This is a genomic window from Neobacillus sp. NPDC093182 (assembly GCF_044754045.1).
The window spans coordinates 141005-154906 of record NZ_JBIVOI010000001.1; the positions used below are offsets into that span (position 1 = coordinate 141005).

At 39.1% G+C, this 13902-nt stretch carries 16 protein-coding genes; 3 read left to right on the top strand and 13 right to left on the bottom strand.

The genetic code is table 11. The annotated features are described in order from the left end of the window. Nucleotides 1-3 precede the first annotated feature (3 nt). From ACIQAA_RS00740 to ACIQAA_RS00775, 8 genes are all read right to left on the bottom strand, one after another. Nucleotides 4-438, bottom strand: coding sequence for a BrxA/BrxB family bacilliredoxin (locus ACIQAA_RS00740; RefSeq protein WP_179596231.1), 435 nt, complete (start codon nucleotides 436-438; stop codon nucleotides 4-6). Nucleotides 439-501: 63 nt separating this feature from the next. Beyond that, nucleotides 502-1638, bottom strand: a complete 1137-nt coding sequence (locus tag ACIQAA_RS00745; RefSeq protein ID WP_402613673.1) for a conserved virulence factor C family protein — start codon at nucleotides 1636-1638, stop codon at nucleotides 502-504. A 26-nt stretch (nucleotides 1639-1664) separates the two neighbouring features. Beyond that, the gene (locus tag ACIQAA_RS00750) at nucleotides 1665-3554 is read right to left on the bottom strand and encodes an ABC-F family ATP-binding cassette domain-containing protein (protein ID WP_402613676.1); all 1890 of its coding nucleotides are present in this window, start codon (nucleotides 3552-3554) and stop codon (nucleotides 1665-1667) included. Further along, complete coding sequence (locus tag ACIQAA_RS00755) at nucleotides 3551-4201, bottom strand: HD domain-containing protein (protein ID WP_402613679.1); 651 nt, start codon at nucleotides 4199-4201, stop codon at nucleotides 3551-3553. Before ACIQAA_RS00755 ends, ACIQAA_RS00750 begins: the two co-directional genes overlap by 4 nt. Before the next feature lie 71 nt (nucleotides 4202-4272). After that, complete coding sequence (locus tag ACIQAA_RS00760) at nucleotides 4273-4413, bottom strand: hypothetical protein (RefSeq protein WP_179596239.1); 141 nt, start codon at nucleotides 4411-4413, stop codon at nucleotides 4273-4275. 61 nt (nucleotides 4414-4474) lie between these two features. Next, nucleotides 4475-5323 (bottom strand): DegV family protein, encoded by an 849-nt coding sequence (locus tag ACIQAA_RS00765; RefSeq protein WP_402613682.1) that lies wholly within the window; start codon nucleotides 5321-5323, stop codon nucleotides 4475-4477. 131 nt (nucleotides 5324-5454) lie between these two features. Next, nucleotides 5455-5988: a hypothetical protein gene (locus ACIQAA_RS00770; RefSeq protein ID WP_402613685.1), complete on the bottom strand. Its 534-nt coding sequence runs from the start codon at nucleotides 5986-5988 to the stop codon at nucleotides 5455-5457. An 18-nt stretch (nucleotides 5989-6006) separates the two neighbouring features. Beyond that, nucleotides 6007-7689, bottom strand: a complete 1683-nt coding sequence (locus ACIQAA_RS00775) for a formate--tetrahydrofolate ligase (protein WP_402615559.1) — start codon at nucleotides 7687-7689, stop codon at nucleotides 6007-6009. Between the two features lie 195 nt (nucleotides 7690-7884). Here ACIQAA_RS00775 and metA point away from each other — a divergent pair, with 195 nt between their 5' ends. Together metA and ACIQAA_RS00785 are read left to right on the top strand one after the other, a co-directional pair. After that, nucleotides 7885-8793, top strand: a complete 909-nt coding sequence (gene metA, locus ACIQAA_RS00780) for a homoserine O-acetyltransferase MetA (protein ID WP_402613688.1) — start codon at nucleotides 7885-7887, stop codon at nucleotides 8791-8793. Between the two features lie 129 nt (nucleotides 8794-8922). Continuing rightward, on the top strand, nucleotides 8923-9135 hold the full coding sequence (locus ACIQAA_RS00785) for a DUF3892 domain-containing protein (protein WP_402613691.1): 213 nt from the start codon (nucleotides 8923-8925) through the stop codon (nucleotides 9133-9135). Between the two features lie 35 nt (nucleotides 9136-9170). Here ACIQAA_RS00785 and mntR read toward each other — a convergent pair whose 3' ends face one another. The 3 genes from mntR to ACIQAA_RS00800 all read right to left on the bottom strand — a co-directional run bounded on the left by mntR (nucleotide 9171) and on the right by ACIQAA_RS00800 (nucleotide 12429). Further along, the gene (gene mntR / locus ACIQAA_RS00790; RefSeq protein WP_283861222.1) at nucleotides 9171-9593 is read right to left on the bottom strand and encodes a transcriptional regulator MntR; all 423 of its coding nucleotides are present in this window, start codon (nucleotides 9591-9593) and stop codon (nucleotides 9171-9173) included. Between the two features lie 66 nt (nucleotides 9594-9659). Then, on the bottom strand, nucleotides 9660-11843 hold the full coding sequence (locus ACIQAA_RS00795) for a DNA topoisomerase III (RefSeq protein ID WP_402613694.1): 2184 nt from the start codon (nucleotides 11841-11843) through the stop codon (nucleotides 9660-9662). Between the two features lie 304 nt (nucleotides 11844-12147). Beyond that, nucleotides 12148-12429 (bottom strand): hypothetical protein, encoded by a 282-nt coding sequence (locus tag ACIQAA_RS00800; RefSeq protein ID WP_307310611.1) that lies wholly within the window; start codon nucleotides 12427-12429, stop codon nucleotides 12148-12150. A 273-nt stretch (nucleotides 12430-12702) separates the two neighbouring features. On the opposite strand from ACIQAA_RS00800, the gene cspD reads away from it, so the two are divergent. Further along, nucleotides 12703-12903: a cold-shock protein CspD gene (gene cspD, locus ACIQAA_RS00805; protein WP_026563856.1), complete on the top strand. Its 201-nt coding sequence runs from the start codon at nucleotides 12703-12705 to the stop codon at nucleotides 12901-12903. A gap of 97 nt (nucleotides 12904-13000) precedes the next feature. Here the strand turns inward: cspD and ACIQAA_RS00810 are convergent, their stop codons facing one another. Together ACIQAA_RS00810 and ACIQAA_RS00815 are read right to left on the bottom strand one after the other, a co-directional pair. Then, a complete protein-coding gene (locus ACIQAA_RS00810) occupies nucleotides 13001-13186 on the bottom strand; it encodes a zinc-finger domain-containing protein (protein WP_402613698.1) in 186 nt (61 codons plus the stop codon). Nucleotides 13187-13208: 22 nt separating this feature from the next. Beyond that, nucleotides 13209-13865 (bottom strand): reverse transcriptase-like protein, encoded by a 657-nt coding sequence (locus ACIQAA_RS00815; RefSeq protein ID WP_402613701.1) that lies wholly within the window; start codon nucleotides 13863-13865, stop codon nucleotides 13209-13211. Nucleotides 13866-13902 lie beyond the last annotated feature (37 nt).

The following is a 13902-nucleotide window of genomic DNA, read 5'->3' on the forward strand; positions in this document are numbered from 1 at the left end:
CTTTTAGCAATTGGCATCAAATGCAGCCTTTAAATTATCCATAATGGATTCCATTGGCATTCCTTCAATATCATGACGCGGAATAAAGTGAACCACCTTATTTCCCTTCAATAAAGCCATTGATGGTGACGAAGGCTCAATTCCTTCAAAATACTCACGCATTTTCGCTGTTGCTTCCTTATCCTGTCCAGCAAATACGGTTACAAGATGGTCAGGCTTTTTCTCGCTCGTTAATACTGCCTGTGTTGCAGCAGGACGAGCAAGTCCAGCAGCACATCCGCAAACTGAGTTTACAACAACAAGTGTTGTTCCACTTGCATTTTCCATATAGTTTTCTACTTCTTCAGCTGTTGTAAGTTCTTGAAATCCTGTTCTTGTTAACTCCTCACGCATTGGTAAAACCATTTGTCTCATGTATTCTTCGTATGCCATTGACATCATAAAAACCTCACTTTCTATATTTGCAGTGTACTATATCTAATTTACTAAGTGCAATTCCAATTAACTTTCTGTTTTGCGTGCCTCAGTCATTTGCTTCCATACAGAACCTTTTGCAGCCTCGCCGCCTTCGATTCTTTCGATCGCCATCTTAATTTGCATGCTGACCTCAAATTCAGGATCATTTTCGGCTGCCTTTAATGCTGGCAATACCGTTTCATCACCCACTTCATACAAAAACATCGCAGCCCGCCAACGAACTAATTTGCTTGAGTCTTGAAGTGCTTTCGCCATCTCTTCACTTGCTTCAGGGAATCCAAGGTCAGATAAGCAGTCACCCGCAGTCCTGCGAACGGTCACTGTCTTATCCTTTAATGCTTTATATAAATAAGGCAGAACACCTTGGTCCTTAATCATCCCTAAATAAACGGTCGCGAGTCTGCGTATAGATGGCTTATCATCTGCTAATGCTTTTTCTAATATCGGTAAATCTTCTAGCTCAGGATCATCCATTTGCTCAAGCAATTGATAGCGAGTCTGCCAATCCGGATTCTCTAATGATTCGATTGTTACCTTTTTGCGTTCTCGTATGGGCTTTGGTTTAGCAGCGGATTCCTTTATTTGTGCCCTGGATACCAGGTCCTCAAGCCGTTCAGCAGGATAAGCGGCAATTAATTCCTCTACGACTTCTTGACCAATTTCATCGAAATCTCCATAGCGGACGCCTTGTTGATCCCATGTGCGGAGCAGAATATAATTTTCGTCAGGAAGCTGTGCTCGTTCTCTAGCTTTTAAAAAGTATTCAGGCATCCCAAATCGTTTTTCTTTGGTGCCATCTGTCAGCTTAACCTGAAGAGGAATATCCTTAAACATTTGAACCTCAACCTTGATTTCCCCAAAGTGTTCATCTATTTGGCTGGGGCTTTCCGTTGATTGCTCTGATGTTTCCCCAAACGCCTTACGGACTTGCGGCAGCAAATCCTTCCAGTCGTATTTCGCATTGCGTTCAACCGCTAGGAAATCTGCTACATGATAGACACCTTTAATTCCCTCCATTTGAAGGATGTTCTGGATAACACCTGGTGCATTTGCAGCTGTTTCTTTTTTATAATTATGGCTTTTGCCCATGGGCAGTTCTTGGTCTAAGATAATTTTCATTGTATTTGGGCTTGGAGTTGGTTCAATACCCTTAATTTTCATGAAGTTCACCTAATTCTTTAGTTTTTCTACTCACTTTCCGCTAATTCAGCTAAATATTCCCATCTTTCGATTAAATACTCGAGCTTTTCGTTTAATTCTGCTTCTAGTTTCATTAATTCTTGGGCTTTGGTGAAGTCGCTGCCTGTGTTTCCCATTTCTTCGGCAACTTCTTCTAGTCGAGTTTCCGTTTTAGCGATCACTTCGTCTATTTCTTCCCACTCTTTTTTCTCTTTATAGGTCATTCTTTTCTTTTTTTCTTTTTCAGGAGCTTTAGCAGGTGCAGGCGTAGTAGATACCGCCTTTTTCGCTTCGACAGCTGATTCTTTTTCAAGGTACTCGCTATAATTTCCGTAGAATGAATCGATGTGGCCTTCACCACGCAAGACAAGCAGCTGGTCTACAACTTTATCAAGGAAATAACGGTCATGGGATACTGTAATTACCACTCCGGGAAATTCTTCTAAATAATCTTCTAGAACGGTCAATGTCTGGGTATCTAGGTCATTCGTCGGCTCGTCCAGTAAGAGAACATTTGGTGCGGTCATTAATAGCTTCAGCAAGTATAAACGACGCTTTTCTCCTCCGGATAATTTACGAATTGGTGTTCCATGAGAAAATGGCGGGAATAAAAAGCGTTCAAGCATGAGTGCTGCTGATAGAGTTTTACCATCAGACGTCTCCACCACTTCAGCGGTTTCTTTAATGTATTCTATCATCCGCTTGTTTTCGTCCATGTCTTCGCTTTCCTGTGTATAGTAAGCGATTTTTACTGTTTGACCCATGATGAACTCACCTTCATCAAGCGGAAGCTTTTTAGCCAGGATGTTCAACAATGTTGACTTCCCTGCCCCGTTCCTGCCGATAATCCCAAGCCGGTCTCCTGGTTTTACAAGTAACTGAAAGTGATTCAAGATTGTTTTTTCCCCATACCGCTTTGACGCGTCCTTGAGTTCGAATACCTGTTTCCCAAGCCTGCTTCCGTTTAAGGAGATATCTACCTTTTCACCTGTCGGCTTCCCGCCCGAAAGCTTATCTTCTAGTTCATCGAACCTCTGAATCCTCGCTTTCTGCTTGGTTGTTCTCGCTTTTGCACCGCGCCTCATCCACTCAAGCTCACGTCTAAACAGGTTTTGCCTCTTTTCAAATGTAGCAGCCTCATTTTCTTCACGGATCGCCTTTGCTTCTAAAAATGCTGCATAGTTTCCTTTATAGCTATAGAGGTTTCCGCCATCAAGCTCAAACATTCTGTTTGCAACCCGGTCTAAAAAGTAACGGTCATGTGTAACAAGAAGGATAGAGCCGCTATATCGGCTTAAATAATCCTCCAGCCATTTTACAGAGTCAAAGTCTAAGTGGTTCGTAGGCTCGTCGAGTATAAGTAAATCAGGCTCAGCAATAAGGACTTGAGCTAACGCTACACGTTTCTTCTGTCCCCCAGAGAGTTCACCAATTTTCTTCGTGAAATCCTCAATTCCGAGTTTCATTAAAATCGATTTTGCATTTGTACTGGCATCCCATGCATTTAAAGCGTCCATCTGCTTTTGTAATTGGAATAGATCCTCTTGAACCTTCGTATCATCTGGAGATGTATTCAAAAGTAATAATGTTTTTTCATATTCGCGCATTAACCTTAGAATAGGTGCTTCACCATGAAAGACCTGTTCTAGAACTGTTTTAGCTGGATCTAAGTCAGGCTGTTGGTCTAGAAATGCAATCGAGTAATCCTTGCCTGTGATAATTTTTCCATCATCCGGCTGATCCAATCCGGCAATAATTTTTAAAAGTGATGATTTTCCCGTCCCGTTAATGCCAATTAAACCGACCCGCTCTTTTTCGCCGATGGTAATGGAGATGTTATTAAATAACTGCTTTTCTCCATACGTTTTTGTTACATTTTCTACTGTCAGCATTTTCATCGGTCTTGACCATCCCATTCTAGATAGAATTGTTCTAAAAAGTCCACCATCGTTTGATGGCGGCTTTCTGCCATTTCTTTTGCAGTATCTGTGTTCAATAAATCCTTCAACTTTAGCAATTTTTCATAGAAATGATGAATGCTCGTTGATTTCCCTTTGCGGTATTCTTCTAAACTCATTTCCTCTCGCACACTTATGCTGGGGTCGTAAATGGGTTGTCCTTTTTTACCGCCATAAGCAAATGTTCTCGCAATGCCAATCGCACCAATGGCATCCAACCGGTCCGCGTCTTGAACGATTTTTGCTTCAATCGTCTTCAGCTCGGTTTTACTTCCACCTTTATATGAAATAGAATCAATAATTTCCACAATAGCGTTTTGTACCTCTTCAGGCAATGCAATACTTTTAAAAAATGAATTCAGTTTGTTTTTCCCTGCTTCCGCACTTTCATTAAGCTTTTCATCAGGGATGTCATGCAAAAGTGCAGCCATTTCAATAATAAATGGGTCACCGTTTTGTTCTTGTTTGCAAATATGTAATGCTGTCCGTCTGACGCGGTTAACATGGAACCAATCATGTCCTGTTGCGTCTTCACCTAATTGACTACGGACAAACGTATTCGTTTGTTCTATAATTTGATTCTTCATGTAAAACACCTTCCTTCACCCAAGTATTTTAACATGAAAAGCAAACAAAAAATAACCCCGAGAATTCGGAGTTATTTTTTGTTCGCCTGACGGCCGCTCTTTTTCTGGCTTTGAGACTTGGTGTTACCAATTGTATACTCGCCGCCGAGTTCCACATCATTTTTTTGGTCCTGCTTCTCAATCTCTTCACGTGTCAAATTTTTATTTTTCATGGTAATTCCCCCCCTTAACTAAAATGAACTGCCATTTTAGTATGCTCACATGGGGATAAAGTTATTTCAACCCATTATGCCAGCTGATTCCAAGCGTGTTTTCACCTGCGTGGACTCCAATTACCGCACCTAACGGACAGGTAATAACCTTTAACTCAGGATATAGTCTTTCTAATTCGACTTTCCATTCATTTGCATGTTCCTGGTGTAACCCATATAAAATATATACTTCTTTAAATTTATTTTTTTCATAAGAGGATTTAAAGTAGTCTAAAATCCTTTCCTTCGCCTTCTTATCGCTTCTCACTTTTTCTTTTGTGTTAAGGGCGCCTTCATCGATTGATATGATAGGCTTCACGTTAAGCATGCTCCCTAAGAAAAACTGTAAACCGGACATCCTGCCGCTGCGATGAAGCTGCTCCAAGCTTCCAATTAGAACATACGTCTCATTTGTTGTCTTCAATGATTCCAACTGATCCATGACAGATTCAAGGCTATTACCTGCCTCCATTAATTCCATACCTTTTTTTAATAAAGCAGTCATTGGTGCAGTTAGAACGTGGGAATCAAAGGTTCTAACAGGAATATCAACAAGCTTTGCTGCCTGTTCGCTTGAAGAGACGGTACCACTAAGTTTTCCTGATAAAAGAACAGCTGCGACTTGGTCATAATCCTTAGAAAGTTTTTCGTATAATTCCTGGAAAACACCTACAGCAGGCTGTGAAGTTTTTGGCGGTGCCTTAAGTTCTTTTAATCTAGCAAAAAGCTGTGCCGCTGTTAAATCAATTCCGTCTGCAAATTCCTCACCGTCTAATAAAATCGTTAATGGTATTGTATACAAATCAGGATGATTTTTTAATTCTTCATCTAAAAATGCAGTACTGTCTGTTACCCATGCCGTTTTAACCAATGTTATCTCCCCTTAAAATTGGTATGAGGTCCTAATATCTAGTTAAAATAATCGTACCTGGAAATCGTTTTCTTGTAAATATTTATCATGATAAAAAAACCAGCTAAAAAATATAGCCGGTTTCAACCTGTTTAACTAATTTCTTTAAGGTATGATTGTAATTGTTCAATGGAAGTCATTATAAAATGGATCATTTCAACCAAATCATCCATTTGGTCCTCGCTGATCAGTCTGTCGAATTCAATGGAAATACAATTTTGAATCAGTGATGTTGAAGGTGTAATCGTTACAGATTGACTAATCTGTCTGGTTTCCCCCCAAATATCAAGGAAAATCTCTCGTATTTTTTTTAATTGTGCTTCATCTGTTGCACCATAATGAAAAAATTGCAGTTTTATTGTACATCCAGATCGTTTCTGTGACAAAGAGTTTGGCAGTAACTCGGCTGCAAGATTAATCAAATCTGCATGCAATTCCAAATTTGCCGTAACGTTACCTTTGTGAGTTGAAGAGTTTCGAAAGTGAATATCAAAACTCCGGGACATTTTCGCCATATTCACGATATCATTCCGGTCTGTAATAACAATTTCTCCCGCTAAATCTAAATCATATAATGCCCCTTCAATGACTACTTTCATATTATCGAAAGCCGTAGGATCAAACATTCAACTCACCTCAATCTGTTAGAACAGCCCTAATGCCTTGCCCGTTTCATCCACATCCATATTCAATGCTGCAGGTTTTTTCGGTAATCCCGGCATGGTCATAACCTCTCCCGTTAACGCCACGATGAAACCAGCACCAATCGATGGTTTGAACTCTCTTACGTTTACAATAAAGTCCGTTGGTCTTCCTAATTTGGCTGGATCATCAGACAAGGAATATTGCGATTTTGCCATACAGATCGATAAATTAGACCAGCCGAATTTTTCAAAGTCCACTAGCTGCTTCTTCGCTTTAGCTGAGAATTCTACGTCTTTTCCCCCATATACTTTTTGAACAATCGTTCTCACTTTGGTTTCAAGGGAATCTGATACATCATATAAGTACTGAAAGTTATTTTCTGCTTTTTCCATTACAGACAACAATGTTTCTGCAAGCTCAACGCCGCCGGCACCGCCTTTTTCCCAGACCTCAGTTAAAGAAACAGGAACACCCTCGCGCTTGCACCATTCTAGCAATGTCTGAACTTCGAGTTCTGTATCACTGATAAATTTATTGATAGCCACCACTACTGGTAAACCAAAGGCCTTAATTGTTTCGATATGTTTTTGCAGATTCGCAAAGCCCAACGTTAAGGAAGGGATGTTTTCCTTTGCCAAATCCGATTTTGCAACCCCGCCATGCATTTTTAAAGCCCGGATGGTTGCAACGATTACCACTGCTTCTGGTCTAATACCAGCACTTCTAGCTTTGATATGTAAAAACTTTTCTGCTCCTAAATCAGCACCAAAACCGCCTTCTGTAATGACAAAGTCAGCAAGCTTGGCCGCAGTACGGGTGGCAATGACACTATTACAGCCATGCGCAATATTCGCGAATGGCCCGCCATGCACGAGTGCAGGAGTATGTTCGATCGTTTGTACGAGATTAGGCTTAACCGCATCCTTAAGCAATAAAGTAAGTGCCCCTTCAACCCCAAGATCACCCACTGTAACAGGTTCCTTTTTATCATTATAGGCAACAACCATTCGGGCTAACCGCGATTTTAAATCCTTCAAATCTGATGCCAAACATAAAACTGCCATAATTTCTGAGGCAACCGTAATATCAAAACCATCTTCTCGAGGGACTCCTTGAAGCGGTCCGCCAAGACCGATAATAACTTTTCTTAGTGCACGATCATTTAAATCAACCGCACGTTTCCAGACAATCCGCCGCTGGTCAATTTTAAGCTCATTGCCTTGCTGTATATGATTATCCAGTAATGCAGCAAGGGCATTATTTGCTGTCGTTATCGCGTGCAAATCTCCGGTAAAATGCAAATTTATGTCTTCCATCGGCAAAACCTGAGAATAGCCTCCGCCGGTGGCACCGCCTTTTATTCCCATTGTAGGACCCAATGATGGCTCGCGCATCGCAATAATGGCATTCTTGCCAATGCGTTGGAATGCGTCACCAAGACCCACTGTTACGGTTGATTTCCCTTCACCAGCAGGCGTAGGATTGATGGAAGTAACAAGGATGATTTTCCCACTTTCATTTGTTTCAATATTCCTAAGCGCTTCATACGAGATTTTTGCTTTGTATTTTCCGTATAATTCGAGGTCATCTTCCTTTAAACCAATTGATTCAGCAATTTCAACAATTGGCCTCATGGATGATTCTTGTGCAATTTCAATGTCGGACTTAACTGATGTTTTCATTTGCAAAAATAATCCCCCGCATTCACATAGAATTTATAACCACTTTTATTGTATCAAATCATGGTTTTTTTTCGTGTAATATTTTTCACAAAACTTTATTCTTTTCTGAAATTAAGATAATGTTTATAATGTTATTGACCAAATATTAAAAAAATACTATATACTTAACAGATTAGAAATAAGGGGGAGTGCACCATGCCTATTAACATTCCAAAGCTGCTGCCAGCACGAGAAATACTCGAACATGAGAATATATTTGTTATGGACGACGAACGGGCCATCAGCCAAGATATCCGTCCATTAAAACTTCTTATTCTCAATTTAATGCCTGAAAAAGAAAAGGCAGAAACGCAGCTATTAAGGCTATTGGGAAACAGCCCGCTGCAAGTAAATGTCAAATTTTTAAAAACTAATTCCTATGAATCTACACACACAAGCAAACAGCATCTTGAACAATTTTATACTACTTTTTCAGAGGTCAAAAATCAAAAATATGATGGTATGATTATTACAGGTGCGCCTGTTGAGCTGATGGAGTTTGAGCAAGTAAAGTATTGGCAGGAACTTACAGAAATTATGGACTGGACGAAAACCAATGTTACCTCTACCCTGCATATTTGCTGGGGAGCACAGGCCGCACTATTTTATCATTATGGGATTGATAAATTTGAACTGTCACGGAAATGCTCGGGAATATATGAGCACCAGATTTTTGAGCAAAATGATTTACTTCTACGTGGCTTTGACGATCATTTTTATGCTCCCCATTCTCGATATACAGATGTATCGATTGGTGAAATTCATGAGAACCCTGAACTTACGCTGTTAGCAGCGTCTGAGGAGGCGGGCGCCCTGCTTATTGCCTCACGTGATCGAAAACATGTGATGATAACTGGACATTTGGAATACGAATCTGATTCCTTGGCGCAGGAATACAATCGTGATATTAGCAGAGGGCTTGAAATTCATATTCCAGAAAATTATTTTCCTAACAATGATCCAACACAACCGCCCATTAACCGCTGGCGTTCCCATGGACACTTATTCTTTTCAAACTGGCTTAACTACTACGTATACCAAGAAACTCCTTTCAATTGGGAGTAAACAAAGAAGCATCGGACCGATGCTTCTTTTCTTCGTATTTTATTGCTTATTTATGGTTAAATACCTATTCCCTTATCGTTTATTTTTCGTAAATTATAGAAAGAATATCGAGCAAAGGGGGGAAACGTTATGGAAACAGTAGTAGGCCTGCATCGAAACCACTTTGGTAATATTATTAGCTTTGTTACATCCGGAGGCCGGGTCATCTCCTATCAAAAAGCGTTAATGGAAGCAGCAAACGGCGTCATCCAGGGTATTCAAGCAACCGAGGATCACGATGGGAAACTTGTTCTAAACCCTGAGCAGGAACAATCCTTTGACCATTATCCTAATTTATTCTAAAAAAGCACCTGGGGATTCCCAAGTGCTTTTTGCATTTATTCGGCTTCGTTTTGTTTTTGAATTTCTTTTAATGCTTCTATCCTTGATTCATCTTCTTGAAAAAACTGAACGAGGTCAACGATTCTTTCAATCGAATCCCAGCTTAAGTGGTGCTCGATTCCTTCAACATCTTTATATATGTTTTCATCTTTAACTCCGATGATTTTTAAAAATTGTTCCAGCAGATCATGTCTAAATACGAGGCGCTTTCCAATCTTATTCCCTTTCGTGGTTAAGCTGAAGCCTCTGTATTTTTCATAGACAAGGTATTCATCTTTGTCTAGCTTTTGAACCATTTTTGTTACTGAGGAGGGATGAACAGATAATGCCTCTGCAATATCTGAAACTCGGGCGTATCCTTTTTCTTCAATTAACATATATATTTGCTCTATATAATCTTCCATACTCGGTGTTGGCATCCCGTACCTCCAAAAAAATTACTCTCTTAAAAGTTTACTATAGAAAAAAAATAGTGACAAGTTGAATTATGACTTTGTCACAGTTTTGGTATTCTGTTCTTCGAATAAAAACTTAACCCTATTCTCCTGCTCATCTAGAAAAAGCCTTGCATTAAAAGTTTTATCTTTATTTGTAAAACCTTCAATTAACTCCGTTTTCCCTTCAGATAAAAGAAGTTTCACATTCTTTTGGGTAATGTTTTTCCCAAGAATTTTTTTAGATATCGTGAAATTACATTGGTTTTTTTGATAGTTAGAACACCCGTAAAAGCTACCCTTATCGACAATGGAGCCATCACATTTTTTACATTTGCCCAGTTTTGTACCGCCTTTACCCTTTGTCATCTTTTTACTTGGGGTGAAATTTTCGCGTACATTTTCTGAAAAGACCCAATTTGCAGAATGTCCTACTCCTGAAGAGATTAAGTGGTACACCATTTTATTGGTTTGTTCCATGAAATTCTTGGGAGAAGCTGACCCCTCTGATATTTCTTTTAATTTCTGCTCCCATTTGGCTGTCATTTCCGGAGAGGCTAGAATTTCCTGTCCAATTGCTTCAATTAGGATTCTTGCTTTTGCTGTCGCATACACTAGGTTCTTGGTTACATCGATATATTTTCTGTCCTTCAGCATGGTAATAATTCCAGCTCTTGTTGCCTCAGTGCCTAAACCTTCCGTTTTCGACAAGATTTTCTCCATTTCCTTGTCTTCGATGTGCTTCCCTGCTGTCTTCATTAACGTAATTAACTGACCTTCGGTATAGCGTTTTGGAGGCTGGGTTTGGCTTTCTTTTACATCAACCTTTACCGTACGGCCTTGTTCTCCTTTTGCTAATTGCGGAAGAGCCGGTTCATCCTCTTTTTCCTTTTGGTTGATGACCTTCCGCCAGCCTTCTTCGATTTGAACCTTACCTTTTGATTGAAAAACCGCCCGTCCATCTACCAAAGTTGTTACCGTTGTATATTCTGCAATGGCTTTTGGGTAGTGTGCCGCTATTAAACTCGTAACAATGAGATCGTAAAGTTTTTTTTCATCGGGATCAAGCCGGTCTACATTTGGAATTTGTTCCGTAGGAATAATGGCATAGTGGTCGGTAACCTTTTTCTCATTTACATACCGCTTGTTATCGGCAATCGATTCAATTGGCAGTGGAAAAAATTTATCATAACCATTAATATGACTTAATTTAGTCAGAATTTCTGGAAAAGTGGCCGCTTCTTCTTTTGTTACATATCGCGAGTCAGATCGAGGATATGAAACATTCCCTTTTTGGTAGAGTTTTTGCAGCACATCTAACGTCTTCTTCGGTGAAAACTTAAATCGTTTATTCGCTTCAGCCTGAAGAGCTGATAAATTATAAAGTAATGGCGGCAAAAACTCTTTTCTTTCCGATTGTACATCTGATACTTCTGCAGGCTTTTCTCGGCAAAACGCGGCAACCTTCTCAGCCATTTCTTTTGTTTTTACTCGGGTTTCTCCATCATTCTGCCATTTGCCGCTATATTTCTTGCCATCCATGTTAAAATGGGCAATTACTTCCCAGAAGGGTTCAGACTTAAAATTCTCAATCTCTAATTCTCTTTTTACAATGAGAGCCAATGTGGGGGTCTGTACCCTGCCAACTGAAAACACATCAGAAAAGCCTTGTTTTTGCAAAAGCAAGCTATAGAGTCTTGAGGCATTCATTCCAACTACCCAATCAGCGCATGCTCGGGTGTATGCTTCATAATATAGATTTCTAGTATGGTCTTCATCTAATAACTTATTAAAACCTTCACGAATTGAATTTGGTGTTAAAGATGATATCCATAGTCGTTTCATTGGCTTTTTACAACCGGTAATCCGAAGAATATTACGGATAATTAATTCACCCTCACGCCCGGCGTCGCCTGCATGGATAATTTCTGTTACCGCAGGATTATTTACAAGCTTTTGGATAACGGTAAATTGTTTAATTTTATCCTTCGTTACTTCATATTGGAACTGAGCAGGTATCATTGGCAGATTATCTAACGACCATTTCTTCCATCCTGGTTCATAAGCTTCTGGGTTCACCAACTGGCATAAATGCCCAATTGCCCATGTAACGTATGCACCATTTGTAAAAGTTTCGTTTGGAAAAATCTCAATAAAACCATTTTGTTTTTTATTTTTAAATATAGAAGCCAATGTTGAACCTTGGTCTGGCTTTTCCGCAATAATTAATTTCATTATGATTGCTCCTTTTGATAAAGCATCAGCATTCATTTTCCCACTTCATTTGTCTTTTTGTAAAGGATAAAAAAATTACAATTACAAAGTACCCCATTTGTTTAACATATTTATAGTTTTCTTTACAGGTATTGGATTGGTAGATTCAAAAAAGGAGGTGCTCGTGTCACATGGGGGAAATCAGAGGATTTCTTTCAAGCATATCATAGCAGTTATTTTCATAAAAAATTAGATTGCATTTGTCAAAATTTTAACAATTAACATAAAAAGAAGCGGTCATTTCTGACCACCTTTTTGAAACTCATTATTGTATAAGTTTTAAATTTGAATCCTGCATATACCAATTTTCTTCTGGAATAATGTTAGATACGGTTAAAATAAATGATGGAATTCTTTCAACGTCAAAAACGATCGCACCTATCTTCTTTGTAAACATAAGAAAGGCATCACCATGTGAATATGATGATAAATCATTTCCGATTTGAAGCAATGACATCAAGACAACTTGTTTTTCTTCAGCTTCAATGTATATTTGCGGCGAGAATCTTAAAATCCATTCATCTCCCTCAATCGAAAATCGGTACATTACTCCTCACCCTTTATCAACCATTTTTATAAGAATATGAGGCTGATAAAATTTTATGTTCAGATAGATTTATTAATTTTGAATATTGCATGATAATACAATTTATCGGCTAAAAAAGCGCTTACTTTCCTTGACTGCCCAAAAATATTCATGTATATTAAAAGCGTCATGTATCATTAATTGAATAGTATTTATATTATCTTTGTGGTCATGATAATATTTATCTTTGGCACTTTTACAAGGTGTCCTGAAAGGCTTAGGAGGAAATAGTAGATGCAAAACGGTAAAGTAAAATGGTTCAACAATGAAAAAGGTTTCGGTTTTATCGAAGTTGAAGGCGGAGACGATGTATTTGTACACTTCAGCGCGATTACTGGCGAAGGCTTCAAGTCTTTAGAAGAAGGCCAAGAAGTTTCTTTTGAAATCGTTGAAGGAAACCGCGGACCACAAGCTGCTAACGTAGTAAAACTTTAATCATTATAACAACCAAAGGCTGGCGTAAACCGTCAGCCTTTTTTCTATTTCCCTCAGGCCCCCGGCAGGTATATCCACATCAGCCGAGAACTGCTATTCATGTCAGCCTTTTCCCATATTCTTGCAGCTTTTCCCCTACTGTACATTGTGAAATACAAAAACGATGTGCAAACCTCCTGCCGCCTTCTTGTTTAAACTGTTGATGGACAAAGCAGCCATTACAATAGTGAGCCAGCAGGGTTTCAACATGATTAAACAGTTCTTTTCTGCTTGAATTTTTCACGAGTCTAGAAGCACCCCGTTTCTTAAATGATTTGTGTCTTTGCGAATATTTCCTTCCCCTCTAACGCCTGTGTCGCCAATTTATCTGCCTCTTTATTGTCATTTCTTGGAATAGGCGTGTACTTTGGTATAAGAGACAGCGCTTTGATTTTTTCTTCAATCCTATCGAGCCAGGCATTGAGTACGTCTTCATAGCATGGCCATTCTCCCTCCAGTTGCTTTAACACAACCTGCGAGTCCCCTTTGAATTCACATGGCAGATGATGAACCCCTAATTCTTCTAAAATTGTTAATGCATAATAAAAAGCTGCATATTCAGCTTCATTATTTGTTTCCAATTCATCGAATACTTCATTCGCCCTAATGCGATATTTCTTTTTCCCTTGTTTAAAAAAGATTACCACGCCAAGACCAGCAGTGTTGGTTTCCTTTTGAAAACCACCATCAAAATAAACGGTTATTTCATGAGGATCGTCTTCAATTTCAGTGACTAGCTTTTTCAGTTCTTTTAAGATCCACGAGGTACCAACTTCATCATAAAAATAAATATCACTTGCTTTTCCTAGCTTTTCAAGCTCTTCACCAGCTTGTATTGCCAATTCCGTAGATATCCAATCAGAGGTAAATTGTATTTTTTCATTTTTTCCTGTTTTATAATTCCACTCAAGTTTATATTTCATGATTTTCAACCTTCCTTAAAAAATTTCTGAGTTGAAA

Coding starts and splice junctions, on each gene's coding strand:
- ACIQAA_RS00740 (WP_179596231.1), bottom strand. CDS start 438: ATGTCAATGGCATACGAAGAATACATGAGACAAATGGTTTTACCAATG.
- ACIQAA_RS00745 (WP_402613673.1), bottom strand. CDS start 1,638: ATGAAAATTAAGGGTATTGAACCAACTCCAAGCCCAAATACAATGAAA.
- ACIQAA_RS00750 (WP_402613676.1), bottom strand. CDS start 3,554: ATGAAAATGCTGACAGTAGAAAATGTAACAAAAACGTATGGAGAAAAG.
- ACIQAA_RS00755 (WP_402613679.1), bottom strand. CDS start 4,201: ATGAAGAATCAAATTATAGAACAAACGAATACGTTTGTCCGTAGTCAA.
- ACIQAA_RS00760 (WP_179596239.1), bottom strand. CDS start 4,413: ATGAAAAATAAAAATTTGACACGTGAAGAGATTGAGAAGCAGGACCAA.
- ACIQAA_RS00770 (WP_402613685.1), bottom strand. CDS start 5,988: ATGTTTGATCCTACGGCTTTCGATAATATGAAAGTAGTCATTGAAGGG.
- ACIQAA_RS00775 (WP_402615559.1), bottom strand. CDS start 7,689: ATGAAAACATCAGTTAAGTCCGACATTGAAATTGCACAAGAATCATCC.
- metA (WP_402613688.1), top strand. CDS start 7,885: ATGCCTATTAACATTCCAAAGCTGCTGCCAGCACGAGAAATACTCGAA.
- ACIQAA_RS00785 (WP_402613691.1), top strand. CDS start 8,923: ATGGAAACAGTAGTAGGCCTGCATCGAAACCACTTTGGTAATATTATT.
- mntR (WP_283861222.1), bottom strand. CDS start 9,593: ATGCCAACACCGAGTATGGAAGATTATATAGAGCAAATATATATGTTA.
- ACIQAA_RS00795 (WP_402613694.1), bottom strand. CDS start 11,843: ATGAAATTAATTATTGCGGAAAAGCCAGACCAAGGTTCAACATTGGCT.
- ACIQAA_RS00800 (WP_307310611.1), bottom strand. CDS start 12,429: ATGTACCGATTTTCGATTGAGGGAGATGAATGGATTTTAAGATTCTCG.
- cspD (WP_026563856.1), top strand. CDS start 12,703: ATGCAAAACGGTAAAGTAAAATGGTTCAACAATGAAAAAGGTTTCGGT.
- ACIQAA_RS00815 (WP_402613701.1), bottom strand. CDS start 13,865: ATGAAATATAAACTTGAGTGGAATTATAAAACAGGAAAAAATGAAAAA.